The organism is Pseudomonas sp. CDFA 610 (assembly GCF_021147865.1).
Classification (GTDB): domain Bacteria; phylum Pseudomonadota; class Gammaproteobacteria; order Pseudomonadales; family Pseudomonadaceae; genus Aquipseudomonas; species Aquipseudomonas alliivorans.
This window is the reverse complement of the sequence record NZ_JAGTPM010000011.1, coordinates 113,152-136,792: the sequence shown is the minus strand read 5'-3', so window position 1 is coordinate 136,792 and position 23,641 is coordinate 113,152. Positions and strand designations below refer to the sequence as shown.

At 57.9% G+C, this 23,641-nt stretch carries 23 protein-coding genes and 1 tRNA gene; 6 read left to right on the top strand and 18 right to left on the bottom strand.

From position 1 onward, the window contains the following. Position 1: 1 nt before the first annotated feature. The 3 genes from ampE to KDX39_RS20840 form a co-directional block, all read right to left on the bottom strand. On the bottom strand, positions 2-838 hold the full coding sequence (gene ampE, locus KDX39_RS20850; RefSeq protein WP_231661665.1) for a regulatory signaling modulator protein AmpE: 837 nt from the start codon (positions 836-838) through the stop codon (positions 2-4). Between the two features lie 15 nt (positions 839-853). Beyond that, the gene (gene ampD, locus KDX39_RS20845; RefSeq protein ID WP_231661664.1) at positions 854-1,402 is read right to left on the bottom strand and encodes a 1,6-anhydro-N-acetylmuramyl-L-alanine amidase AmpD; all 549 of its coding nucleotides are present in this window, start codon (positions 1,400-1,402) and stop codon (positions 854-856) included. A gap of 165 nt (positions 1,403-1,567) precedes the next feature. Continuing rightward, positions 1,568-3,808, bottom strand: a complete 2,241-nt coding sequence (locus KDX39_RS20840; RefSeq protein WP_231661663.1) for a DUF1631 domain-containing protein — start codon at positions 3,806-3,808, stop codon at positions 1,568-1,570. Positions 3,809-4,142: 334 nt separating this feature from the next. Here KDX39_RS20840 and nadC point away from each other — a divergent pair, with 334 nt between their 5' ends. Genes nadC through KDX39_RS20825 form a run of 3 tightly spaced genes read left to right on the top strand, consistent with a single transcriptional unit; the run spans position 4,143 to position 7,432 of the window. Next, on the top strand, positions 4,143-4,991 hold the full coding sequence (gene nadC, locus KDX39_RS20835; protein ID WP_231661662.1) for a carboxylating nicotinate-nucleotide diphosphorylase: 849 nt from the start codon (positions 4,143-4,145) through the stop codon (positions 4,989-4,991). Positions 4,992-5,048: 57 nt separating this feature from the next. Continuing rightward, the gene (locus KDX39_RS20830) at positions 5,049-6,137 is read left to right on the top strand and encodes an AIM24 family protein (RefSeq protein ID WP_231661661.1); all 1,089 of its coding nucleotides are present in this window, start codon (positions 5,049-5,051) and stop codon (positions 6,135-6,137) included. Between the two features lie 53 nt (positions 6,138-6,190). Continuing rightward, positions 6,191-7,432, top strand: coding sequence for a VWA domain-containing protein (locus KDX39_RS20825; RefSeq protein ID WP_231661660.1), 1,242 nt, complete (start codon positions 6,191-6,193; stop codon positions 7,430-7,432). Between the two features lie 71 nt (positions 7,433-7,503). Here the strand turns inward: KDX39_RS20825 and KDX39_RS20820 are convergent, their stop codons facing one another. The 13 genes from KDX39_RS20820 to KDX39_RS20760 form a co-directional block, all read right to left on the bottom strand. Continuing rightward, positions 7,504-8,082 carry a TerD family protein gene (locus KDX39_RS20820; RefSeq protein ID WP_099226365.1) on the bottom strand — a complete coding sequence of 193 codons (579 nt, stop codon included), beginning with the start codon at positions 8,080-8,082 and terminating at the stop codon, positions 7,504-7,506. Between the two features lie 35 nt (positions 8,083-8,117). Then, positions 8,118-8,693 (bottom strand): TerD family protein, encoded by a 576-nt coding sequence (locus tag KDX39_RS20815; RefSeq protein ID WP_004887480.1) that lies wholly within the window; start codon positions 8,691-8,693, stop codon positions 8,118-8,120. A 29-nt stretch (positions 8,694-8,722) separates the two neighbouring features. Then, the gene (locus tag KDX39_RS20810) at positions 8,723-9,757 is read right to left on the bottom strand and encodes a TerC/Alx family metal homeostasis membrane protein (protein WP_099226367.1); all 1,035 of its coding nucleotides are present in this window, start codon (positions 9,755-9,757) and stop codon (positions 8,723-8,725) included. 26 nt (positions 9,758-9,783) lie between these two features. Next, a complete protein-coding gene (locus KDX39_RS20805; protein WP_099226368.1) occupies positions 9,784-10,233 on the bottom strand; it encodes a tellurite resistance TerB family protein in 450 nt (149 codons plus the stop codon). A gap of 52 nt (positions 10,234-10,285) precedes the next feature. Further along, complete coding sequence (locus KDX39_RS20800; protein ID WP_231661659.1) at positions 10,286-11,497, bottom strand: TerD family protein; 1,212 nt, start codon at positions 11,495-11,497, stop codon at positions 10,286-10,288. Then, the gene (locus KDX39_RS20795) at positions 11,494-12,087 is read right to left on the bottom strand and encodes a TerD family protein (protein WP_231661658.1); all 594 of its coding nucleotides are present in this window, start codon (positions 12,085-12,087) and stop codon (positions 11,494-11,496) included. The genes KDX39_RS20800 and KDX39_RS20795 overlap by 4 nt, the downstream gene beginning before the upstream one ends. A 47-nt stretch (positions 12,088-12,134) precedes the next feature. Beyond that, the gene (locus KDX39_RS20790) at positions 12,135-12,839 is read right to left on the bottom strand and encodes an HAD family hydrolase (protein ID WP_231661657.1); all 705 of its coding nucleotides are present in this window, start codon (positions 12,837-12,839) and stop codon (positions 12,135-12,137) included. After that, positions 12,840-13,790, bottom strand: coding sequence for an HpcH/HpaI aldolase/citrate lyase family protein (locus KDX39_RS20785; protein WP_231661656.1), 951 nt, complete (start codon positions 13,788-13,790; stop codon positions 12,840-12,842). It abuts the gene before it with no gap. Continuing rightward, positions 13,790-14,884, bottom strand: a complete 1,095-nt coding sequence (locus tag KDX39_RS20780; protein WP_231661655.1) for a cysteine protease StiP domain-containing protein — start codon at positions 14,882-14,884, stop codon at positions 13,790-13,792. Before KDX39_RS20780 ends, KDX39_RS20785 begins: the two co-directional genes overlap by 1 nt. After that, positions 14,877-15,635 carry a trehalose phosphatase gene (locus KDX39_RS20775; RefSeq protein ID WP_099226373.1) on the bottom strand — a complete coding sequence of 253 codons (759 nt, stop codon included), beginning with the start codon at positions 15,633-15,635 and terminating at the stop codon, positions 14,877-14,879. Before KDX39_RS20775 ends, KDX39_RS20780 begins: the two co-directional genes overlap by 8 nt. Next, entirely contained in the window at positions 15,628-16,761 is a 1,134-nt protein-coding gene (locus tag KDX39_RS20770) for a phosphoribosyltransferase domain-containing protein (RefSeq protein WP_210042295.1), read from the bottom strand. Before KDX39_RS20770 ends, KDX39_RS20775 begins: the two co-directional genes overlap by 8 nt. 76 nt (positions 16,762-16,837) lie before the next feature. Beyond that, a complete protein-coding gene (locus tag KDX39_RS20765) occupies positions 16,838-17,980 on the bottom strand; it encodes a trypsin-like peptidase domain-containing protein (RefSeq protein ID WP_231661654.1) in 1,143 nt (380 codons plus the stop codon). Positions 17,981-18,034: 54 nt separating this feature from the next. Then, complete coding sequence (locus KDX39_RS20760; RefSeq protein WP_231661653.1) at positions 18,035-19,033, bottom strand: ATP-grasp domain-containing protein; 999 nt, start codon at positions 19,031-19,033, stop codon at positions 18,035-18,037. Positions 19,034-19,152: 119 nt separating this feature from the next. On the opposite strand from KDX39_RS20760, the gene KDX39_RS20755 reads away from it, so the two are divergent. After that, the gene (locus KDX39_RS20755) at positions 19,153-19,704 is read left to right on the top strand and encodes a DUF1523 family protein (protein ID WP_231661652.1); all 552 of its coding nucleotides are present in this window, start codon (positions 19,153-19,155) and stop codon (positions 19,702-19,704) included. Between the two features lie 61 nt (positions 19,705-19,765). Here KDX39_RS20755 and KDX39_RS20750 read toward each other — a convergent pair. Together KDX39_RS20750 and KDX39_RS20745 are read right to left on the bottom strand one after the other, a co-directional pair. After that, a tRNA-Thr gene (locus KDX39_RS20750) sits at positions 19,766-19,842 on the bottom strand. A gap of 222 nt (positions 19,843-20,064) precedes the next feature. After that, positions 20,065-20,496, bottom strand: coding sequence for a pilin (locus KDX39_RS20745; protein ID WP_231661651.1), 432 nt, complete (start codon positions 20,494-20,496; stop codon positions 20,065-20,067). A 224-nt stretch (positions 20,497-20,720) separates the two neighbouring features. On the opposite strand from KDX39_RS20745, the gene pilB reads away from it, so the two are divergent. Both pilB and KDX39_RS20735 read left to right on the top strand, forming a co-directional pair. Further along, complete coding sequence (pilB, locus tag KDX39_RS20740) at positions 20,721-22,421, top strand: type IV-A pilus assembly ATPase PilB (protein WP_231661650.1); 1,701 nt, start codon at positions 20,721-20,723, stop codon at positions 22,419-22,421. 2 nt (positions 22,422-22,423) lie between these two features. Then, positions 22,424-23,641, top strand: a complete 1,218-nt coding sequence (locus tag KDX39_RS20735; RefSeq protein ID WP_231661649.1) for a type II secretion system F family protein — start codon at positions 22,424-22,426, stop codon at positions 23,639-23,641.

Below are 23,641 nucleotides of genomic sequence, written 5' to 3'. Positions count from 1 at the left end.
ATCAGACCAGCAGCGTCCACAGTGCAAAACCTGCATACCACACGATGGCGGCACGGATCAGCAACTCCCAGAGCATATCGAGACTGCTGACACCTTCGGCACCCAATACCGGCGACGGAACCTCACTGGCCGCGCATCCGATACGCGTGATCAGTTGCGCCGCGCTGATATTCCAGTTGAGCAGTTCGTGAAGCATCAGGCGGCTGACCGCCACGAAATTACCCACCAGAGCGAAGCTGGCCGCCAGCAACCTGACCGGCACCCAGTCGAAAGCGTGACGCAATTGCGCGGCCCGCTCGACCAGTGCCGGAGTGGTACCGTGTTCGGCGGCAAGTGCCAGCAGGCGATAAGCCAGCGCCGCCACCGGGCCCAACAGGAAATACCAGAAGATGACCGCGAAGAAACTCTGATGAGCCTGCCAGAGCATGTAGCTCTGCACGCCCTGCAGCAGTTGCTGACTGTCATCGGCCTGCACGCCCATGTCCCGCTCGGCAACATGCACGGCCGCCTGAGCATCGCCGCGCCGGCAGGCATCACGAAACGGACCCAGGGCAGCAATAAGATCGCCACGCCCCAGGCTGTAGATCAGCACCAGCAGATGAATCGGCAGGGCCAGCCAGCCGTAGGCCACCGAACCCACGACAGTCAGCACCAGTTGCAGCACGACAACCGGCAACAGCACCAACAGGGCCAGGATCAGCCAGGGTCGCGACGCGGTTCGCGGCCCGGCTTCAAGTCGCGCCATCTGCTTCAGAAAAGGACCATCACGCTGCACACGCTGACGCAGCGCAGAAAACTTCTCCACCAGAACAGCCAGCAGTAACACCAGAAAACTCATTGCTCGTCCCTCACTTCAATCCTGCAAAGCCGCTTGAAATCTGCCCCAGTCAAAACAGGGCCCCGGATCGGTCTTGCGTCCCGGCGCTATGTCACTGTGGCCACAAATACGCTCAAGGGTGATGGCGGTAAAGGCCCGCTGCAACTGGCGTGTCAATTCGATCAACGCGGCGTACTGCGCATCGGTGAAAGGCTGGTCATCCGTCCCTTCAAGTTCGATGCCGATGGAGAAATCATTGCAGCCTTCACGGCCCTGAAAACTGGAAACACCTGCGTGCCACGCCCGATCAAGGCAAGAGACGAACTGAATGACGTCGCCATCACGTTCAATCAGAAAATGAGCCGAAACCGTCAGATGGGCAATGCCTTCGAAGTAAGGATGCTCGGTGGTGTCCAGCTGATTCTGGAAAAACGCCTGGACCTTACCGGTCTTGAATTGAGCAGGCGGCAGGCTGATATTGTGGATCACCAGCAACGAGATTTCGCCTTCGGGACGCGAATTGAAGTTGGGCGAAGGGCAGTGCTCAACACCCTGGCACCAGCCACTGGCGAAATCGAGCTGCATGGAAGCTCCTTGAGCAGACACATGAATGGCGCTCAGTATGCCCGCGATAAAAAAGGATGTGGGAATTGAACAGCCCTGTATGCCATAAGAAATGGCTGTTTGGCGTGAAGCTCGAACCCTACAGGACGACGGTAAGCCCGCCCGCAACGGGCTGGGTCGCAGGAATCAGGCGCCCTTGAGCTTGCGCAGGTTGCTGATCACGGACTCCAGCGCCCGGTCGAACAGCAGCGCATCGTCCAGAACGCGCACAGCGCCGCGACGAAACTCGACAGCAAGGCCCATGCGAGTCTTTTCCAGTACCTTCATGCCAGTACGGTTGACGAAGACATAACGCCCGCTCGGCTCGACGATTGCGGTCAGCTTGCAGCGCAGCTTGTGCTCTTCGTCTTCCTGGATCTCGACCCAGCACCCCACGCGCAACGTCTCCACCATGCGCAGACCGTCATCATCGGCGGGCAACTGGACGGCGGGCTCGGCCAGGCCTGCCTCCTCTGGCGCGATCAGAACGATTTCTTCCATGACTTCCATCATGGTCGGCCGTTCGGCGACCAACATGGAAGGCGGGTCGGTCTGGACGTCGGCGTCCTGCAAGCGGGAAAAATGCTGGAATGCCTGCACGTGCAGCGATTCCAGCTGGCTGAAGAATTCGCTGGTGGCGAACGGATCGAATGCAGCACTGCTCAGACCGTCGCGCAGTGCCTTGAGCAAGCCGGGCACCAGATCCAGCAATTGCTGACGCGCCTCAGGATCGTTGTGCAGCTCGACGCTCCAGACCAACTCATCCATGGTCGCCAGTCCGGCCTGCCATTCAGCCGAGCCGTCACCGTGCTTGAGGCAGGTCAGCAACAGCACCTTGCTCCAGGCTTCCTGAAGCAGGCGCACTACCGCCTCCGGCAGGGTCTTGCCCAGCAGACGCTGATTCAGCTCCTGCTGGACACGCTGACGCGCCAGTTCAGCTCGCGCCCGCCCCTCCTCGGCATCGCGGGTACGCTGCTCAAGCAGTTCGCTACGACGACGCTCGTCGCTGGTAAACGCGAGAAAATCCGCCAGCAACTCGGAGAAGATCGCCGGATCGTCGACAAAATCGTTGAGCAGGCGCTGGACGATATGTTCGACGCGCAGGTAGAGCGAATCGCGCTGGTAATCATCACGTCCACCCCAGCCAAGCGCCGCGGTGGCAATCTCGTTGAGCAGACGACGGGCAGGATGGCTGCCACGGCTGAAGAAGCTCTTGTCGAGCACCGCGACCTTGAGCATTGGAATCTGCAGGCGCCCAATCAAGGCACGCAGTGAGGGCGGCAGGTTGCGATCATCGAGGATGAACTCGAACAGCATCGCAATCAGGTTGATGACATCCTCGTCGCCCGAGCCCACGCTGCGGGATTTTCCGCTCCTGACACTGACCCGCGTCAGCAACTGCTCCAACTGGTTACGCAGATCGAACTCATCGGTGGTTTCCTGTGAAGGCACGTACTGCTGCAAATGGGAAAGCAGGCGCAACAGGTCCTTGCTGGAGATCGGTCTTACGTCATCATCGAGCTTGTGGCGTGGCGCGAGGCTGCCCCGCACCTGCAGCAGCAGCTCCTGGAGCGCCGAAAATACTTCCTGCACGCCCTTGTCGAGCTTGTCAGCGGCCTGCGCCAGAGCAGGATCGGAAAGTTCCGAGGCCATCGGCCTTGATGCCGGGCGATCAGAGGAGCGGCGTGCCGGCAGCGCTTTCATGTCGGGCAGGATACCCGTGGCAATCAGCAGCTGGTTGGCCTCGGCGTAGAGGTGATCAGTGTTGCTGAGCACGTAACGCTCGAACAGCTTGAGAATGATCAGCTTGACCTTGATCTCGACACCCAGATTGCGCGCGGCCTCAAGAAAAAGCCGACACAGGACCGCCGGGCCGACCGGATTGGTTTCGTCGGTGACCGGCTGAGTCAACAATGCATTGAGACGTGCCGTAAGCTGACCGAGCGCGAGACTGTCGCGGCTCATGACCTTGGCGACCATGGCATCGACCGCAACGGTCTTTTCCAGATCGTCGTTCTGAACCAGTGCCAGCTTGTCGAACGAAACCGCAGCAGGAAGGACAGGCTCGGTGATCCGGTACTGACCAAGAGAGAGGAAGGACTCGTAGAATTTGTCGAGAAAGCCGCGTTCTATGCTTTTACGCTTGAGACGAAGGTCGCGCATCGCTTCGAAAAAGATGCCCTGTTCGGTGTTGCTCCTGGCACGGTCGGCCATCTCGAAAAGTGTGTCGTCAGCATTGTCGAACAGCGCCTGCAGCGCTTCCTTGAGTTGCTGTGCGGCCTTGTCACGCACTTGCAGCAACACAACAGGCAGCCGGGCAAGAGGTGCATTGGCCCCCAGCGCAGATGACACCTTGCTCAACGGCACTACTTTTTCGTCGTTCGGCATTACACCCTCTACAGGAAACTACCTGAACCTCGCACAGACCTTGATCTGGAAAAAGATTCCAATGATCAGGCGCCACGTCAAAGCTCTGACGTCAAATACTGGTCGGATTATCTTTCAAAACATGTATTCAACGCCAGCAGTCTCTTTCGCACCCGAAAGGGCGGAGCACCTGAACCGCTATGCGTGGGTAGACCGCGTGTTTTGCGTTACATCGCAAAGCTTTTTACAAAACCGACCAACAGCATGTCTCGACAGGCAGACATCGCACCTGGCACGGGTGGGTTACACGAGAGCCGTGCCTTATACTCGTTCGACTTTGTGAGTGGAGCCCGCTATGCCGAATTTACGCCTTGCCGCCCTGACCGCCGAAATCGAAGCCAATGTGCGTCGCGCATTGCTTGAGGACGTCGGCAGCGGCGACATTACTGCCCAACTGATCCCGGCAGAGCGACTGGCCAAGGCCACGATCATCTCGCGCGATGCTGCCGTGATTGCAGGGACCGCCTGGGTTGATGCCGTCTTCCGTCAATTGGACCCTCGCGTCGCCGTGCATTGGCAGGTCAGCGACGGCGATCGTGTCAGCCCCGATCAGGCACTGTTTCACCTGGAAGGCCCGGCCCGCTCGCTGCTGACCGGCGAGCGCAGTGCGCTCAACTTTCTGCAACTGTTGTCAGGCGTGGCCACGCGGGCGCAGTACTTTGCAGACAGGGTTTCAGGCACTCAGGTCAAACTGCTCGATACGCGCAAGACCCTGCCCGGTCTGCGTCTGGCGCAGAAATATGCGGTCACCTGTGGCGGCTGCCATAACCACCGCATCGGCCTGTACGATGCGTTCCTGATCAAGGAAAACCACATCGCAGCCTGCGGTGGTATTGCACAGTCCGTCGAAGCCGCTCACAGGATTGCGCCCGGCAAGCCGGTGGAGGTCGAGGTGGAAAGCCTGGCCGAACTCAAGCAGGCGCTGGATGCCGGAGCGGACATCATCATGCTCGACGAACTGAGCCTGGATGACATGCGTGAAGCGGTCCGACTGAACGCAGGCCGCGCCAAGCTCGAAGCCAGCGGGGGGATCAACGAAGACACCCTGCAGGTCATCGCCGAGACCGGCGTGGATTACATTTCCATCGGCGCGATGACCAAAGACGTCAAAGCCGTGGATCTGTCGATGCGCTTGAGCATCTGACAGCCCGCCCGCGACTACGATTTTTCATCACTCATCAGGCTGGAAGGAGCAAACGCCTTGGAAGACTGGTATGTCATGAACGCGGGCAGGCAACTCGGCCCGCTGGATTCAGCGGCCGCGCGGCTCATCGCTCGCGAATCGCCAGGCGCCTGGTGCTGGAAACCAGGCATGGCGGACTGGAAGCCCATTTATCAAGTCGCAGAAGTGCGCGCCCTGAAGAAGGATGGCGTCACGCCGTTCCCCGACCCGACGCCGGACATGATTCAGCCAAAGCCTTCGGCGCTGCCTGCACAGGCAACGCCCTCCACCGTTTCGGCACCACCACAGAGCGGAGCGCCGCTGAAGCGTCCGTCCTTCACACCCGATCCGAATGCCTCGGGTGGTTACGGCTCGGGCAGCACGACCGATGGCGTAGACTTCAAGCTGTTCGGCACGGAAACCCAGTTCGTCGAACTGGAACTAGATCGCGGTGAAAGCGCAGTCGCCGAGGCCGGGGCATTGATGTACAAAACCTGTGATGTGCAGATGGAAACCATCTTCGGCGACGGCAGCAATCAGTCATCGGGGCTGCTGGGCTCGCTGTTCGGCGCAGGCAAACGCATGCTGACCGGCGAAAGTCTGTTCACTACCGTCTTCTCGCAACAGGGCTCCGGCAAAGGTCGCGTCGCATTCGCGGCCCCCTACCCCGGCACCATTCTGCCGCTGAATCTGAGCGACTTCGGCGGCAAGCTGATCTGCCAGAAAGACAGCTTTCTGGCCGGTGCCAAAGGCGTCTCCATTGGCATCCAGTTCCAGAAGAAAATCCTCACCGGCCTGTTTGGCGGCGAAGGCTTCGTGCTGCAAAAGCTTGAAGGCGACGGCTGGGTATTCGTGCACATGGGCGGCACCGTGCGCAAGATCGAACTGGCTGCCGGCGAAGGACTGGATGTAGACACTGGCTGTCTGGCGGCCATGACTCAAACGGTCGATTACGACATCCGCATGGTGGGCGGCGGCATCAAATCGATGCTGTTCGGCGGCGAAGGCATGTTCTTCGCCAGACTCACCGGCCCCGGCACCGTGTGGCTGCAAAGCCTGCCTTTCTCGCGCCTGGCCGGGCGCATGCTGGCAGCCGGACCTGCGGGCGTGGGCAGAAGCGAACGCTAACCTCGAACATGTCACCCAGGGCGCATGGGCGCCCTCATCGCCAAGGAAGAAACATGCTTATCTCTCAAGGTCAACGCATCCCTCTTTCGACACTGATTCAAGACACTGACCTTACGCTGTCCATCGACATCAAGTCGGCACATGTCATCGACTATGTCTGTTTCGGCGTCGATGCCAACGGCAAGCTGTCGGATGACCGCTACATGATCTTCTTCAATCAGCCGGCCAGCCCCTGCAACAGCGTCAAGCAAGTAAATGGCGGCGACTTCCAGCTCGCACTGTCCGACCTGCCCGCCTCCATCGACCGCCTGGTGTTTACCGCATCGATTGATGGCGCTGGCGCCATGAGCGACATTCAGGCCAGTCAGTTCAGCATCAGGAAAAACGGCATTGAGGTCGCACGTTGCGAATTCTCCGGCGCGACCTTCGCCGCCGAGAAGGCGATCATGGTCGCGGACATCTATCGCAAGAACGGGGAGTGGCGCATCGCTTCGAACCTGCAGGGCTACAACGCCGGGCTCGACGCGCTGGTGGTGCATTTCGGTGGTGAGGTCGCTGAGGCTCCCGCGCCTGCACCCGTTGCACCCGCGAAAATCTCCCTGGAAAAGAAGATCGCCGCTGCAGCACCTCAACTGGTGAGCCTTGCCAAGAAAGCGCAGGTCAGCCTGGAAAAAGCCAACCTGACCGACACCAGGGCGCGGGTCGGCCTGGTGCTGGATGCATCGGGCTCCATGAACCCTCAATACACCCGTGGACACGTACAGGAAGTGGTGGATCGGCTGATTCCTCTTGCCGTGCACTTCGATGACGACGGCGCGCTGGACTGCTGGGCGTTCGGTGCCAAACCCCAGCAACTGTCGGCCGTCACGCTGGCCAACTTCAAGGACTTCATCAAGAACGATCACGGCGGTTGGAAGAACTGGGAGTTGGGCGCTCGCGTCAACGACGAGCCCAAGGCGATGCGCAAGGTCATCGACTACTACAAGCAGTCAGGTGACAGGACACCGATTTATATTCTATTCATCAGTGACGGTGGCGTGCATCAGGATCGCGAGATCAGCAAACTGATGGTCGAAGCCGCCAGACTGCCGATCTTCTGGCAGTTCGTGGGCCTTGGTGGACGCGGTTACGGGATTCTGGAAAAGCTGGACGACATGGACGGTCGAGTGGTCGACAACTGCAACTTCTTCGCCTTGGACCGACTGGACGAAGTGCCGGAAGAAAAGCTGTATGACTTGCTGATGGAAGAATTCCCGGACTGGCTCAAGGCAGCCAAGGGCGCGGGGATTCTGTAACACCTGATAGAACGCCAATAAAAAACCCCCGCCATCGCTGGCGGGTTTTTTTTATTGGGCGATGTTCGGGATTAGCCGATCGACACGCCGTGTGCTTCTGCCAGCGACTTGAGACCGCCTGCGAAGCCTTGGCCGATGGCCTTGAACTTGAACTCTTCACCGTTGCGATACAGTTCGCCGAAGATCATCGCCGTTTCGGTCGACGCGTCTTCCGACAGGTCGTAGCGAGCGATTTCCTTGCCATCAGCCTTGTTCAGAACGCGGATGTAAGCGTTCTGGACCTGACCGAAGTTCTGCTTGCGCTCGTCGGCCGAGTGAATCGTCACTGCGAACACCAGCTTCTTGACGGTGGCCGCCAGGCCACCCAGCTTGACCACAGCAGACTCGTCGTCGCCTTCGCCAGCGCCGGAGCGGTTATCGCCCAAGTGCTCGACAGAACCGTCGGCAGACTTCTTGTTGTTGTAGAAAATGAAGCCGGTTTCGTCCAGAACCTTACCGTTTTCACCGACGATGAAAATGGAAGCGTCCAGGTCGAACTCGGTACCGTCGGTAACGCGCGGATCCCAGCCCAGACCCACGGTCACTTCCGTCAGACCAGGCGCTTCCTTGGACAGGGAAACGTTACCGCCTTTACTCAGACTTACAGCCATGTGCTTGATCCTTTTCTAAAAGAATGGGGGACGAATCAGAAGTTCATGCCATACGAATTGGCGACGGCCTTGAGGCCACCTGCGTAGCCTTGGCCAATCGCACGGAATTTCCACTCGCCAGCGTTGCGGTAGAGCTCGGCGAAGACCATTGCCGTCTCGGTCGAAGCATCTTCTGCCAGGTCGTAGCGAACGACTTCGGCAGAGCTCTTTTCATTCACCACGCGGATGAACGAACCGCCTACCTGACCGAAGTTCTGCTTGCGGGCATCGGCTTCATGAATGGTCACGACAAACACGATTTTATCGACATCGGCAGGTACACGTGCCAGATCGACCTTGACCACTTCGTCATCGCCGTCGCCGGCGCCAGTGCGGTTGTCACCGGTGTGCTCGACTGAACCGTCGGCGCTTTTGAGCTGGTTGTAGAAAATGAAGTCAGCTTCACTGCGGACCTTGCCATTGGCGCCCAACAGGAATGCGCTGGCGTCCAGGTCAAAGTCCTGGCCATCAGTGGCACGCGGATCCCAGCCCAGACCAATGAGAACGTTGGTCAGGGTAGGGTCGGTTTTCGACAGCGAAAGGTTGCCACCTTTTTGCAGAGTCAAAGCCATGATTTGGTTATCTCCTATATCCAGTGTTTTTACGCTTTTTCTTCAGCCGGCTCTTCTTTACCCGGGAAAAGCAGGCTGGCGACGATACCGATTACCAGAACAACCACTACCACCAGCAGACTGGTATTGGCGCTGATCTCGTAACCGTGATGGAAAATGTGGTTTGTCGCGTTCAGGCCCAACTTGATGGCGATAAAGAACAGCAGTGCGATGACTGCCTTTTCCAGATGCACCAGGTAACGCTTGAGGGCTTCCAGTACGAAGTACAGGGTACGCAGACCAAGAATCGCGAACAGCATCGCCGAGAACACGATCAGAGGCTCACGGCTGACGGCGATGATGGCCGGCACGGAGTCGAACGCGAACAGTACGTCGGAGATTTCAGCCACGACCAGACACAGGAACAACGGCGTTGCGAACAGAGCACCCTTGGCAGCCAGGGTAATACCGGCGTTCTCAGGCTTCTTGACCTCCTCTTCCAACACCGAGCGGCGGACGAAGAAATTGCTGCCGTGCAGCTTTGGCCATACCGGGAACAGCTTCTTGGCGAAGCGATAAGCCATGTGCTGGGAGTAGTCGATTTCTTCGTCGTCGTCATCACCGGCACGCAGCATCATGATGGCCGTCCAGGCAACGATGATTGCGAACACCACTTCGACCCACGGGCCCAGAGCCAGCAGGCCGGTACCAATGGCGACGAAAATGCCGCGGAAGACGATGGCACCGATGATGCCCCAGTACAGAACGCGGTGGCGCAGGCCGTCCGGGATCTTGAACCAGGTGAACAAGGCCATGAACACGAACAGGTTGTCGACGCTCAGTACTTTTTCCAGCGCATAGCCGGTAACGAACAGCGTGGCAACTTCAGAGCCGTGCTGAACATACAGAAAACCGGCAAACGCCAGCGAAATGGCGACCCAGAAGATCGACCAGGCGGAGGCCTGAGCGAGCGTGATCGGCTTGTTCCCGCGGTGGGAAAACATGTCGATGGCCATGGCCGTAATGGCCAGGCCAATGAATACGGCCATCGTGAGTGGAGGGAAGCCTAGAGAGGTGCTTTCCATTTAACTGCGTTCCTTAGGGTAAAAAATTACAGGTCGAAATCGGACGGGGTCAGGCCAAGCTCACGACAGATCGTGCGGCAGACTTCCCGCTCTTTCTCGTCGAAGCTGCCATCTGCACCACCAATGGCACAGCAGACACGCACCAGCAAACGGGAGGCATCTTCTTTCTTTTTGATCTTGCCGATGGTTTTCAACGCTTCGGCGCGACCAATCTCAAAGTCGAATTCGAACTTGGAGCACGCTTCCTGGAAGCCCTGGATGACGTCCTTCATGTCGAAAACTTTCAGTTCCTGAGAGTTCTGGATGAAGCCCGCCATCTTCTGCTTTTCGCTGGAACTGATATCGCCATCGGCGGCAGATACCAGAGCGCAACCGGAAACCACGGCATCCATGAATTCACGGTTCTTGAATTTCGAGACTTCGGTAGCCAGTTTTTCACGAGCCGCTGTTGCGTTAGTTTTCAACCAGTCCAGCATGTCCATCTCCTGTGAAGCGGCACGGCCAGCTTCAGAAATATCAAAATGTTGTTTACTTGGAACCGGCAGCCCAGCGCATGCCCCAGCCGTAGGCTTTGTCCATGTTGCTGTGCCCGTTGTGGAAATCCACACGACGCGTCACCTTGACGGCACCGTTGTCATTTTCCAGCAAGGCAATTGCACACATGCCCTGACGACCACCTTCTTCATTGAGGCGAACCTCGATGGGCGGCTGGCCCGGGGCATGGATAGTGACAACTCCGTCGGTCTCTTTCCAGTTTGGCGCGCCTTCATAGATGAATGCGTAAACCAGAATCCGCCGAATCCTGCTCCAGTGGGCACCGTTGATGTGCAACCACTCGCCATCGCTGACAGAGCCGGTGCGGTCGTCGCCCATCAATTTGATGAACGGCTCGGTGTTGAGCGAGCCGAACGAATTGCCCAGCGCCTGAACGGCACCTTTGAGCCCGTCCTGCAATTCGAACAGGCAGCCTACATCAAGGTCGATGGCATTGCTCTTCTTCATCGAGAAGAAGCCGCTGCTCTTGGCTTCGCTACGACGGTTCCAGTTCAGGTTGACGCGGATCTCGCCAAACCCTGCACTGGTCTTTTCCAGACTCACCGAGGCGCGCGTCTTGTCCAGCGTGATCTTGCTCAGGCTCACAGTGGATTTGACTGGAGGCGGCGGTGCAGGTGCAGGTGCAGGTGCAGGTGCAGGTGCAGGTGCAGGTGCAGGTGCAGGTGCAGGCTGATCCTGAGGGGCTGCGACGTCAACGCCAAAGTTCTTTGCCAGCGGCTCAAGACCGCCTGCAAAACCCTGCGCCACGCAACGAAATTTCCAGGCACCCTGCCGCAGGTAGAACTCGCCAAGAATCAGCGCAGTTTCTTTCATGCCGCTGGTGGGAATGTCGGCTTCGATACCGCCAGTGATGGTCAATGCCAGACGCGAGACGCTGTCGAAGCGGGCCTTGTTCTCATAAATGGTCGCGGTCAGGGCGACTTTCTCGATGACCGCGTCCAGACGGCTGGGGTCAAGGGTGAACACGGCACGGCCAGCCGACGTTTCCGTCAATTGGACCGCACCACCGTTCACGCTTTTCTGGCCGTAAAAGCACATGTCCTGATCACCACGGACCTTGCCTGAGCCGGTCAGCAGAAAGGCGGACACGTCGATGTCCGCGCCCGCCAGAGGGGAGTAGCTGACGTCAACCGTCAAAGGCCCGGCAGCTACTGGCGCATTGGCGCCTGGGACAAGTTGGGTCATGCGCGTACGGCTCCGATGGCCAGATCGACCAGGTCATCGGCGGTACGGCCATTGGTCACCTGCCCCACGGCAGTAAAGTCCCAGCCGCTCGGTGTACGCGACAGATAGGACATCACGACACCGGTGTGCTGACCTTTTTCGGACAGGTCGAAGCGGCCCAGTTCATTACGCGAGCCCAGATCGACGATGCGGCAATAAGCGTTCGCAACTTTCTCGAAGTTCTGTCCAGTGAAGGAGTTGACCGTGAAGACCAGATATTTCACGGTGGCAGGCAGTTTCTCAAGGTCGACACTGATGGTTTCGTCATCGCCCGCGCCTTCGCCGGTACGGTTGTCGCCAGAGTGCTGAATGGCACCATCACGCGATTGCAGTTGACGGAACCACACCAGGTCCAGTGGCTTCCTGTCAGCGTCGAGCATGATGCAGGAAGCGTCCAGATCGATGTCGCCACCGCCGCCGCCCAACAGTTTGCCGAAGAATCCACTTGCCTTTTCCGGGTCCCATCCCAGGCCCATGCTGACTTTCTTGAGGCCTGTACCAGCGGTTTTCTCAAGCGAGATCGTCTGGTTTTTCGCCAAAGTGAGTGCCATTTTTCGCTCCATGTGGACTACGGAAATCGGATAAAAGTGTTACAGCCTTACCGTGTTGGCCCATCTTTGCCATCTGGATTGTGTAACTTGGCGTTAATGGGACCTTTGTAACGCCCTTTTCGCCACGTCGGATGGAAGTGACGCCAGTGTGCATCCTGCGCTGCAGCGAGCAATTCGTGATCACCTCGCGTATCGCCCCAGGCGCGCAGGCGGAATTTGTTGAGCGGTCCGTAAACACTTTCCAGTCGCGCAACCTTGGAGTCGCAGCGGCAATTGCTGCCTTCGATCAAGCCGGTGAGTTTGCCGTCGATCACTTCAAGATTGGTTCCGATCAGCTCTACTTTCAGCCGATCGGCGAACGGTTGCAGGACCATAGCAGGCGAAGCTGAACAAAGCGTGACAATGGCACCCTTCTCCAGTTCGGCCGCAATCGACTCCAGAGCCGCAGGACGCATCAGGCGTTTCCAGTAGAGTTCGCAGAAGGCCTCGGCTTTCTGCTGAAGCCATTGCGCGTCGACGCCGGTCAGAAAAGCCTTGATCAGACGGCCCTTGAGCTCGTCGCGCGTCACGCGTTTGGTCAGGTAACCGATGCTGGGCAATACCAGTCTGGCCATGCGCACGGAAAAGGCGCGCTGCCCAAAAGCGAATTTGAGAAAAGGAACGAAGCTGTCGTGTCGGGTAATGGTCCCGTCGAAGTCGAACACCGCCAGCAGGCGCTGTTCCACTTCGACTTCAAGGTCAGGTTCTATCATCTAGCTAACTGCCTCAGCGAGTCGAATGCTGGCATCCATGATCGAAGCGGGTGCGGGTAACACTCCATGCCATTTGGCGCGCTCCATGATGTGGGTTGCCCATTTGTAATGGGTCGCCGGTTCACACATCGCGTCGTTGTACTTGAACACGGCCGGCGCAACAGAGTTCAAAATCATCCGGGCCGAATTCATGTCTTCCAGGCTGACGCGAAGTGCATTCTGAATGATATTGACCTGCGATGGGTGGATTGCGGTCTTGCCGACCAGACCATTGGCAATATCCAGGGTCAATTCCTGCTGCAGGATATCCGGCGTGGCCAGTTGCTCAAACACGGGAGCCGTGAGCGCAAACCCTTGCGAGCCCATCACACCGGCCAGCATCGGAATGACATACCCCATCGGTGTTCCGTACAACGTCATTGCCGGGTTGCGGCGCAGCCCCAGGCAGCCCATCAGGTCGTTGCCGCCAATGCGCAAGGCAATGATCCGCTCGTCCAGATTGGCTTTCAGCGCCTGACCCAGTTCGACCATCGCCGTCGGGTTGAACACCTCCGGCGTCTCCAGGGTCGGCATCAGGGCCAGCGCCGGGTTGGTCACAGCCTGCTCCCAGCTACTCAAGGTTTTCAACGAGAGCTTGGGTACGACAAAGCCGTCGACATGAACCATTAATGGCCAGTCATTGAGAATGCGCGCCATCGCTGCATCGCGGGGACGAACGAACAGCAAGGGACCATTGGCCGGACGGCCGCCGCGATCCTGAATGCGGGTCAGTACCTGCCGGAGGTTGACCAGCGCAGTCTCGATGTCAATCAGCGCAACGGCGTCCTCCAGACAAACGACCAGCGAGCGAAGCTCGGGCAGCTTTTCAGCGAACACCACATCCAGAATGTCGTCGCGGGTAGCGGGCATGTACAACGTTGCCCCCAGTGCATAAGGCGAGAATAAGGCCATTAGCTCAGACTCCGGATGATGGTTACCGCCCTGTAGGGCCCAAGGGCACTGCCGACCTGCTCGACAGGAATGCCCGCTTTCTCGGTCAGGTGCATGAGCAATTGCACGTCGCTGTCGGAGGTGTTGCGAACCAGCACGTGGTCCGGCACACGGCGCATGACCGCACGCGTCGCTTCGGCAATGCCCGGTTTCACGCGATTCAGATTGCTGACTTCAAAACGTTCGGCCAGACGCTGGACCACCTCGGACGCTGCCGCCTTGAGTTCGAACTGCTGCTCGGGCGTCCATGGTGTCACCGAGACAGTAGCACTCAGGTTCCGCCGATGGTTCTCGATCTCTTCGATGAACGACCGGGTGACGTCATGAGCCTGCAAGTGATCGTAGACCACGCAGCCATGCAGCCCACCCTCGGCAGGCCAGATCGAGCGCGACACCAGTCCGGAAACGGTAGCGCCCAGAATGCCGGACGGGATCACCCAGTCTTCACAGGACGCCGCCAGCCAGGCGCTGCCGCAAGGATCGGCCAGCACGACAAGCCGCGGCTGGTCGGGAAACCGGGCATCCCCCGCCAGACTGCGCTTGATTTCGCCCGAGATCGCGCCCTTGCCGGTCCAGCCATCGACGAAGACGATGTTCTGAGCACCATGAGCCTTGATGATGGCCTCGAGTGCCACTTCGTCGATTCCACGGTCGCGAATGATACTGATGCCGTAGTGATGCGCTTCACGCCCCAGATCAATCAAGGCACGACGCAGCAGCACGCCGAGCGGCAGGCCTGCTCGCACGAACGACACCAGAACGATCTCCGGTTCCGGGCATTCGAGGTCCAGCGCCTGCGCCAGAGATTGAACGTCTGCGGCCATACGGGCGCCATTCTGCGAAAGCGTGCGCTGGAACAAGGCCTGATGCGCTGCGCTCGGGGCCGCTTCCTCGCTGATCATTTCCGAGTAATGCTTTTGCTGCGTCTGGATCAGACGCTCCTTTTCCTGCACATCCGTGGTCTGCATCTCGACACAACGCAGCAGGAAATGCACATCGCCTTCCAGATAACTGCCGCTCCCCACGGTATCCAGCCCGTGAACCGGATTACTCATGCGCAGCCCCGACAAACATTCTGGCCAACTGACTGCGCGCGGGCGTCGCCCACCAGTGGCACTCGTCCATGAAACCCAGGTCGGTAATGCTGTCGCCAAAACCGAGCACCGGACGTTCGCCATTTATTGCCTTGTCGCGACGCAGCCATTCCTGAACGGCATAGCGCTTGGCCAGACCGTTGGGCAGAAACGCAAGATTGTTGCCATTGCCATGGACATGCATGTCGTCAAGCAAGCCGCGCGCCTGCACCTCAGCCAGCACTCGGGTAAGGATGCTGTCGTCGTTTTCATTGTGCTTGGTGACCACGTAATGAAACAGTCGGGCTTCCTCGACGACCCAGCCGCGCAGTGACACACCCATGTCCTGACCAATGGCCAGCGTAGCGGCCGACAATTCATGGAGACGCGATTGATAAGCCGCGAGCGTCTGCTTCATCTGCTCGTTCCAGTCCTTATCGACGCGCCCCACCACGTCGAGCATGACGCCGCCGTGCGAGCAGATGGCGCCCGCAGTGAACGGCAGCTTGACCCGACTGAAGGCCTCGACACTGCGGGCGGTGACCGGCACGACATCGGAGTGCGCCAGCAACCAGTGAGAGAACGACTTCTGCACGTTGGTCATATAGCCGTTGGCATGACCGCTGATGTCGAGCGTGGCGACATGTTTTTCAATATCGGCGGGGGTTTTGCGAGCGGTCTGAAACAAGGTGTCGTCCAGATCGACGAAGATCAACGGGCGGACATCATTCATCGCAGATCACCTCGGCATTCAACGCTTGAATCAGTTCGGCAGGCACGGCCTGGCTCGGCGTTTCGGTACAGATCAGCACCCGGTCGAACTGCCCGGGGCGCACGTTGTAAAGAAAGTTGGGAATGCCCAGCCCGTAGTTGTCGGAGAACGACAGCGCGTGATCGATGGCATGCCCCAGCGCAATCGGCGAACGGCTGGTCGAACTGAAATGCACATCGGCACCGGCTTTTTCCAGGCGCTCGGCCAACAGGAACGGACGCCAGACGAACTCGCTGGTGCCCACCACCAGAACCCGCTCGCCTTTGGCAACCTGAATGTCCGGGGCCAGCGTGTCGTTCACCGACAGCACGCCCAATCGCCCCCAGTCATTGGCCGTCACCAGCGGCCAGTCACCCATGGCGACGGTGCCGACTTCAGGCATGTCAGGCATGGGGGCGCTCAGGTCTTCATCGAACGAGTAGGACCCCTGCAACAGCGAGACCTGCTCGGCCAATGCGCCCATCGACGTGCTGACCGCACCTGCCGACCAATCGGTCAGCACGCAGGTCACGACGCGTTCGAGCTTGTCGAGCCCGGCATCGACCAGCGCGCGGTGAAGGTTGATAAACGTCTTGCCGGTGGATGCCTCGTCATCGACCAGCACCAGCGAACGGGCATTGAGCATCATGTCGCGCAGCGCAGGGTCGGTCGGCAGATGGATCAGGTGAGCACTGGCGTGGCTGTGTTCTTCTTCGAAGCGCGCAAACAGGTCAGTGCCTGTCGGGTGACGCGTACTGACCAGATACAACGCATCCGGACGCGTGGCGCTGTAAGCACGATGCACGCCGGCCCCCAGACCGACAGCAGTCTCCGCCATGCCGATGACCAGCACCGGGCCGGGAAGATCGGCAGGAATCTTGTGCGCGAGATCCTGAAAGCTTTTGAGCATCAGACTCGGACGAACTGGTATGTGCCGCCCCAGCACGCGCGAAACGAACAGAAACGCACGCTTGGGGTTACGCCGTTCAGCGAAGCCGAACAGTGAATCCGGGGCAATCGTGGACGCATTGACGCTCACATTAAGGGAGCCCCGAAGCAGATCAGCACGAAGCCTGACGGGTGTGGAAGAAGCTGCGCTGCTGTCCATCGATAATTCCTGATTAACGGGGTCGCAACCCCTGGCGCCTGCAGATCGAAACGTCTCCTCAAGAGACATTCCAACGTCAGTCGCGTGAGGCTTCGACGAGCCACAGCGACGACTGGGCAGCACGCGTGATTTCTGTAGTGGTGTAAGTCCTTTCCGATCTGGCATGCGGCGCATCGATGCGGCACGCCTGCAAAAAGGACAGAAGCAGAGCGGACTTCACCGCGAAGTTCATGTTTTGCCCGTCCGGCACCGTGGACGTCACCATCCCGATGACCGCCCCGCCGCTGTCAAACAAAGGACTGCCGCTGGAGCCCGGTTGAATGGGCGCCGTGAACTGGAACAGGCTGGCGTCGCTGTGCAGGCCAAAAAGCCCGGATATACCGCCCTGCGTCACCTGCAAACCGCCGCCGGAAATAGAGGCCAGTGGATAACCCAGCACCACGACGTTATCACCTGGCTCGCAGCCAGGGCCGTCGCGAAACGTAACCGCAGATAACGGTGAGGCTCCCTGCACGCGCAGCAGCGCGATGTCATTACGACGATCAATCACCACAGGCTCGGCCTTGTAACGGCCTTCCAGCGAGTTGATATGGAAGACGTTCATGTCTTCGATAACGTGTGCACAGGTCATCACGTGCGCAGGCCCTACAACGAACGCCGTTCCGGTCGCCGACTGATGGTGCGAGCCGCCGCCGTTCGGAGCGCCCGCCGGACGCCGTGGATGACGATCATCGACTTCCAGACCTATCTTGCGCCCGAAAGCAGACAGGCCGTACGCCGAGCCTTCGATCAACGCCCGGAATTTCCATTGTTCGTTGCGCTTGTAAAACTCGCCGATGATGATCGCCGCTTCGCCGTTGTCCCGCAGGTCAACCCGATGCTCGATATCGTTATCCACCTGCAGATGCAGGCTGCCGATCTCGCGAATCGGCCCCGTGGCCGAGAACACATACACCATCAGCAGCACCCGGTCACTGCCAGCCGGGAGGCGATCCAGCTTCAGCGTACAGCCCACATTCTGCGGGCCGCCGCTCCATTCCATCCAGCTCTGTTCCTGATGCAGCAGCGCCGGATCACCCATGGGCTGACGCTTTTCATCGACAGCGAGCAGAGCGACTGCTGCGTATTCGCCAAAAATCGAAGATCGGCCACTCTCCAGATTCCAGGTGCAAAGGGGGTTTGCCAAAGCGGTATTTGCACCGGGTGCCAGAACCTTCATGCCCGATCCTCCCTGATAAGAGCGATTAGTAATAGCAAAAATCTATTGTGCGGATCATACAGTGGCCCGCACAGCAACGGTGATGGCCTTGACCCGAATATCGTCGAGCCAATGTGTTTCCGGTTCTTTCAAGCCCAGACGCCGTGTGGCGAAAATGCCCGGCAGATTGATGCCGGTTTCGCGTGTATAGCCAATACCGCCCGAGTAGCGCGGATTGATCTCCAGCAAACGCGGCTTGCCGTCCGCATCGTCGCGGGTCTGGACGTTGATCAGTCCATCACAGGCAAAATACTCTGCGGCGCGGACCGCCAGACGGACCGCCTCGCTGTCGCGCTCGAAGGTCTGGTTCAGGCCCAGCTTGCGCCGCCCGACAAACGCCACTGCCTTGCCCTGCTCGCAGACCATGTCCACCGAACACTCGCTGCCGGGCATGTACGGCATCAGCAACATTGGTGGACGGTCTTCGGACTGGCGATAAGCGTTCAGGTACGCGCTGAAGGTCGTCTCGCGCGAATCGGGATTGGCGAAGCAGCGAAAGTCGTCGACACCCTCCTTGAAACGCCAGAAGCCCTGACCATAAATCCCGACCGTAGGCTTGATACAGACCTCGCCCGAACCGGACAACGCGTCATAGGCATCCTGTAATTCCCGAGCATTGCTTGCCAGGATGCCTGGAATGCAGGCCAGACCGGCCGATTCGGCCGCAGCCGTGAAACGGTTCTTGTCGTCCACATCCTGAAAGGTCTTCAGTGACGTTCCGCCGGTGACGAGGTCCAAGCCTTCAGCGACAAAGCGCCCACGCTGCTCTTCGTAACGGCTGCCGACGCGTCCGGCCACGATCACCTTGACGCCGAGCGTCCGGGCCGTCTCGATGACCCAATCGATGCGCTCATCGTTATCGGCCGGTTCCTGCAGAGCCACATCGGCCTGCCCGGTAATCTCCGACCGCAACTGGCGATGGGATGCGACAATCTGCACCGAGGCGGGCAAGGCATCGCGAGCGCCCATGATCACTTCACGCTGGCTGGACTGCCCTTCAAGGAACCAAATCATGTAAATCTCCGGAAGACAGGTCCGCCTCAAACGGCCTTGTCGAATTTTGTAATAACTGTTTTGCTTCGAAATGTTCGGATTAAGGCAAAGTCACGCAATTTTAAACAGAGGACGCTGGTATGAAGTGGCTTAAAAGGTCGATTTGGCTTGTGGTATTCGTAGCATTCGGGATCGGTGCATTAAGCCTCTATTATGTCCTGCCGCGCCATGATGTCGTGATGATCACCGGCGTAGAAGTCAAAAGAATGGACGCCGACGGCGTCATCAACGCCGAAAACCCGGCCGACGGCCCGACCCGCGACGTGTACTTCATCAACACCGAGCACCCGGATAACAAAAACGTTGTGGTCTACCGCAACGAAGACACCGGCTGGAGCTTCCCGTGGTACTTCAAGTTCGACTCCGCCGACATCCAGGCCAAGGCCCAGGGCTATTCGCGTGACGCCCAGCAACTGGCGCTCATCCGCTATTACGGCTGGCGCATCCAGATCCTCTCGATGTTTCCCAACGTGACCCAGGTCGAAGCGGTCAGCACCCGTGACGAACCGTTCCCGGTGTTCAACGCGATCTTCTTTGGCGTGCTGATTGTGCTGCTGGTGATGATCGTCGTCGTAATCCGCCGCCGCTTCCGCAGACCGCCGCAGCCGCGGGTGGATCAAGTGGTGAGGTAAAGCAGAGGCTTGCCCTGAAACAAAAAAATCCCGATCAGTGATGATCGGGATTTTTAGTTTCTGGTGCCGAAAACAGGAATCGAACCTGCGACCTTCGCGTTACGAGTGCGCTGCTCTACCGGGCTGAGCTATTTCGGCTTAGGGGAAGGTTAGTAGACTAGCATCGGGCAGCAACCGACTAAGACGCTTGACCAGTGCGGCAGCAGCTCCGCGCTTGTCTGAAACAAAAAACCCGATCATTTCTGACCGAGTTTTGTTATTTCATGTCAACCAGGGCAAAACGGTGATTACTTTCAAGCAGCCCTAACTTTTCAGCAGAAACAGACTCGAGCCGTAATCGGGACTTCACACTATTAACGTTTATCGGCAGCTGGACGGTAGATGCTTGGCGAGACCTGCAGTTCTTGCGCAAGTCCAAGTGATTTGATCGTTTACTGATGCCTGCGCTGGCGTCAGAGTAAATGCAGGTTGTACTGCGGCACCGGTTTCTTTGGTCGTGACAGTGATGACACCACCTGCGCCAATTGCTACTGCTGCGACATAAGCGTTGGTTCCAGCGACTGCGTTGAAGACATAACCAGTGTTAACGGCGGTCACGTTAGCCACGCCACCAACGCTGGCTGCCGTTTCAGCAACTGCAAGCTTTGCAGATCCAGCTTGTGCCAAACCTTCAGTCACCTTACTTCTGATGGCATAGTCCTGATAGGCGGGCAGTGCCACAGCGGCCAAAATGCCAATAATCGCAACGACGATCATCAATTCGATCAGCGTAAAACCTTTTTGTGCTTTCATTACTACTTCTCCGAGGCGTCAATTATGTGGTGCCTTAAGACCATGACAGCACAGGTCGTGCCAACATCGCCGTATTGTTTTTCCGACTCGAAACGCTTCTATAAGCGACATGTGCACCCCAGAAATCAGCAGAAACTGACAATTTTTGTCACATGCCATCATCCCATTTGGCAGCACTCTCTGACTGCGCTATAAACCTCACACTGTCTGCGTCTGGTGGTTTTATGAGTGATGTCGTTGTCCTAACCGGCCTGGCCAAGCAATTGGTCGTCGCCGAGCTTCTTTCCGAAAAAGCCGCCCAACAGGCATTCCAACAGGCGCGACGCGACAAGATTTCGCTGGTCAGCTACCTGGTACAGAACAAACTGGTCAAGAGTCTGACTCTCGCAGAAATGGCCTCCGAGCAGTTCGGTGTGCCCTTCATGGACCTCTCCAGCCTTGATAAAGAAAGCCAGCCTAAGGGTTTGGTAAGCGAAAAGCTCGCTCGCCAGCATCACGCGTTGCCGTTATGGCGTCGCGGCAATCGACTCTTTATTGGCATCTCGGACCCGACCAACCATCAGGCTGTGACCGATATTCAGTTCAGCACTGGCCTGAACACTGAAGCTATTCTGGTCGAAGACGACAAACTCAGTGTTGCCATCGACAGATTCTTCGACAGCGACAGTGGCTTGGGCTCACTGGCAGACATCGACCTGGAACTGGATATAGATCCGGGTGAAAACGCCAAAGAAACGTCCATTACCAGCCGCGACGACGCTGATGATGCTCCAGTCGTACGATTCGTCAATAAAATGCTGCTGGACGCAATCCGACTGGGTTCATCCGACCTGCACTTCGAACCTTACGAAAAGGTGTTCCGCGTACGTTTCCGTACTGACGGAATTTTGCACGAAGCTGCCCGGCCGCCGATCAATCTGGCCAACCGTATTGCAGCACGCCTGAAGGTCATGGCCAGCCTGGATATTTCGGAGCGTCGCAAGCCTCAGGACGGCCGGGTCAAGTTGCGCGTGTCCAAGACCAAGTCCATCGACTTCCGTATGAACACGCTCCCAACCCTGTGGGGCGAGAAGATCGTGATGCGGATCCTCGACCCGACCAGCGCCCAGATGGGCATTGATGCTCTGGGCTACGAGCCGGATCAGAAAGAGCTGTATCTGGAAGCGCTGAAGCAGCCGCAGGGCATGATCCTGGTGACCGGTCCGACGGGCTCGGGCAAAACCGTTTCGCTGTACACGGGCCTTAATATTCTCAACACGGTGGATATCAATATTTCAACCGCCGAAGACCCGGTGGAGATCAATCTCGAAGGCGTTAATCAGGTTAACGTCAACCCACGCCAAGGCATGGACTTCTCCCAGGCGTTGCGCGCGTTTCTGCGTCAGGATCCGGATGTGATCATGGTTGGTGAGATTCGCGACCTGGAAACAGCCGAGATCGCGATCAAGGCGTCTCAAACCGGTCACATGGTGTTGTCGACGCTGCACACCAACAGCGCGGCGGAGACCCTGACCCGCTTGCACCACATGGGCGTTGCGGCGTTCAACATCGCCACAGCGATCAATCTGATTATTGCCCAACGACTGGCGCGCAAGCTGTGCAGCCATTGCAAGAAAGAGGTCGATGTGCCCCATGAAACGCTGATCAAGGAAGGCTTCCCGGAGTCGAAAGTCGGCACCTTCAAGCTCTACGGGCCGGTCGGATGCGAACACTGCAACGGTGGTTATCGAGGCCGAGTCGGCATTTACGAGGTCGTGAAAAAAACGCCGGAACTGGAACGCATCATCATGGAAGAAGGCAACTCGCTGGAGATTTCCAGGCAGATGCGCAAGGATGGTTTCAATGACCTGCGAACATCCGGCTTGTCGAAAGCCATGCAGGGCATTACCAGCCTGGAAGAAGTCAATCGCGTGACCAAGGATTAAGCATGGCCAGTAAAGCAGTCAAAGTCAGCATTTTCACTTGGGAAGGCGTCGACAAGAAAGGCACCAAGATCAGCGGTGAATTAAGTGGCCACAATCCGGCGCTGATCAAGGCTCAACTTCGCAAGCAGGGCATCAACCCGACCAAAGTGCGGAAGAAGACCGTCTCGATCTTCGGCAAGGGTAAAAAAATCAAACCGCTGGACATCGCTTTTTTCTCTCGGCAAATGGCGACGATGATGAAGGCTGGCGTTCCGCTGCTGCAGTCGTTCGACATCATCAGCGAAGGCTCGGAGAATCCGAACATGCGCTCTCTTGTAGACTCCCTGAAACAAGAGGTATCGGCCGGTAACAGTTTTGCGACCGCCCTCAGACAAAAGCCAGAACACTTCGATGACCTTTTCTGCAATCTAGTGGACGCTGGCGAGCAGGCGGGTGCCCTGGAAAGCTTACTGGATCGAGTTGCAACCTATAAAGAAAAAACCGAAAAACTCAAAGCAAAGATCAAGAAGGCCATGACTTATCCTGCTGCAGTTTTAACGGTAGCAATCATTGTCTCAGGGATTCTTCTGATCAAAGTCGTGCCGCAGTTCCAGTCAGTCTTTGCTGGATTCGGCGCAGAACTGCCTGCGTTCACACTTATGGTCATCGCGCTGTCTGAAGTTGTACAGACTTGGTGGTTGGCGATTCTCGCCCTATTCGTAGGCGGCTTTTTCATGTTCAAGCGTGCCTATAAAAAATCACAAAAATTCCGTGATGCCGTCGACAGATTTTTGTTAAAAATTCCGGTCATCGGCCCTTTGATATTCAAGTCTTCGGTGGCCCGCTACGCTCGTACACTAGCAACCACTTTCGCAGCCGGCGTGCCTTTGGTTGAGGCCCTCGACTCGGTCGCTGGTGCGACAGGCAACGTAGTCTTCAGGAATGCAGTGCACAAAATCAAGCAAGATGTCTCTACAGGTATGCAGTTGAATTTTTCAATGCGCTCTACCGGCGTGTTTCCAAGTCTGGCGATTCAGATGACCGCCATCGGCGAAGAATCTGGAGCTTTAGATAGTATGCTCGATAAGGTTGCGACTTATTACGAAGATGAAGTGGACAATATGGTCGACAGCCTAACAAGCCTTATGGAGCCGATGATCATGGCAATACTGGGTATAGTTGTTGGCGGCCTCGTGATTGCTATGTACCTGCCAATCTTCAAGCTTGGGGAAGTCGCCTGA

Excerpts from the sequence above, each read along its gene's own strand:
- ampE (WP_231661665.1), bottom strand. The coding sequence starts at position 838 with ATGAGTTTTCTGGTGTTACTGCTGGCTGTTCTGGTGGAGAAGTTTTCT.
- ampD (WP_231661664.1), bottom strand. The coding sequence starts at position 1,402 with ATGCAGCTCGATTTCGCCAGTGGCTGGTGCCAGGGTGTTGAGCACTGC.
- KDX39_RS20840 (WP_231661663.1), bottom strand. The coding sequence starts at position 3,808 with ATGCCGAACGACGAAAAAGTAGTGCCGTTGAGCAAGGTGTCATCTGCG.
- nadC (WP_231661662.1), top strand. The coding sequence starts at position 4,143 with ATGCCGAATTTACGCCTTGCCGCCCTGACCGCCGAAATCGAAGCCAAT.
- KDX39_RS20825 (WP_231661660.1), top strand. The coding sequence starts at position 6,191 with ATGCTTATCTCTCAAGGTCAACGCATCCCTCTTTCGACACTGATTCAA.
- KDX39_RS20820 (WP_099226365.1), bottom strand. The coding sequence starts at position 8,082 with ATGGCTGTAAGTCTGAGTAAAGGCGGTAACGTTTCCCTGTCCAAGGAA.
- KDX39_RS20815 (WP_004887480.1), bottom strand. The coding sequence starts at position 8,693 with ATGGCTTTGACTCTGCAAAAAGGTGGCAACCTTTCGCTGTCGAAAACC.
- KDX39_RS20810 (WP_099226367.1), bottom strand. The coding sequence starts at position 9,757 with ATGGAAAGCACCTCTCTAGGCTTCCCTCCACTCACGATGGCCGTATTC.
- KDX39_RS20805 (WP_099226368.1), bottom strand. The coding sequence starts at position 10,233 with ATGCTGGACTGGTTGAAAACTAACGCAACAGCGGCTCGTGAAAAACTG.
- KDX39_RS20800 (WP_231661659.1), bottom strand. The coding sequence starts at position 11,497 with ATGACCCAACTTGTCCCAGGCGCCAATGCGCCAGTAGCTGCCGGGCCT.
- KDX39_RS20795 (WP_231661658.1), bottom strand. The coding sequence starts at position 12,087 with ATGGCACTCACTTTGGCGAAAAACCAGACGATCTCGCTTGAGAAAACC.
- KDX39_RS20790 (WP_231661657.1), bottom strand. The coding sequence starts at position 12,839 with ATGATAGAACCTGACCTTGAAGTCGAAGTGGAACAGCGCCTGCTGGCG.
- KDX39_RS20785 (WP_231661656.1), bottom strand. The coding sequence starts at position 13,790 with ATGGCCTTATTCTCGCCTTATGCACTGGGGGCAACGTTGTACATGCCC.
- KDX39_RS20780 (WP_231661655.1), bottom strand. The coding sequence starts at position 14,884 with ATGAGTAATCCGGTTCACGGGCTGGATACCGTGGGGAGCGGCAGTTAT.
- KDX39_RS20775 (WP_099226373.1), bottom strand. The coding sequence starts at position 15,635 with ATGAATGATGTCCGCCCGTTGATCTTCGTCGATCTGGACGACACCTTG.
- KDX39_RS20770 (WP_210042295.1), bottom strand. The coding sequence starts at position 16,761 with ATGGACAGCAGCGCAGCTTCTTCCACACCCGTCAGGCTTCGTGCTGAT.
- KDX39_RS20765 (WP_231661654.1), bottom strand. The coding sequence starts at position 17,980 with ATGAAGGTTCTGGCACCCGGTGCAAATACCGCTTTGGCAAACCCCCTT.
- KDX39_RS20760 (WP_231661653.1), bottom strand. The coding sequence starts at position 19,033 with ATGATTTGGTTCCTTGAAGGGCAGTCCAGCCAGCGTGAAGTGATCATG.
- KDX39_RS20755 (WP_231661652.1), top strand. The coding sequence starts at position 19,153 with ATGAAGTGGCTTAAAAGGTCGATTTGGCTTGTGGTATTCGTAGCATTC.
- KDX39_RS20745 (WP_231661651.1), bottom strand. The coding sequence starts at position 20,496 with ATGAAAGCACAAAAAGGTTTTACGCTGATCGAATTGATGATCGTCGTT.
- pilB (WP_231661650.1), top strand. The coding sequence starts at position 20,721 with ATGAGTGATGTCGTTGTCCTAACCGGCCTGGCCAAGCAATTGGTCGTC.
- KDX39_RS20735 (WP_231661649.1), top strand. The coding sequence starts at position 22,424 with ATGGCCAGTAAAGCAGTCAAAGTCAGCATTTTCACTTGGGAAGGCGTC.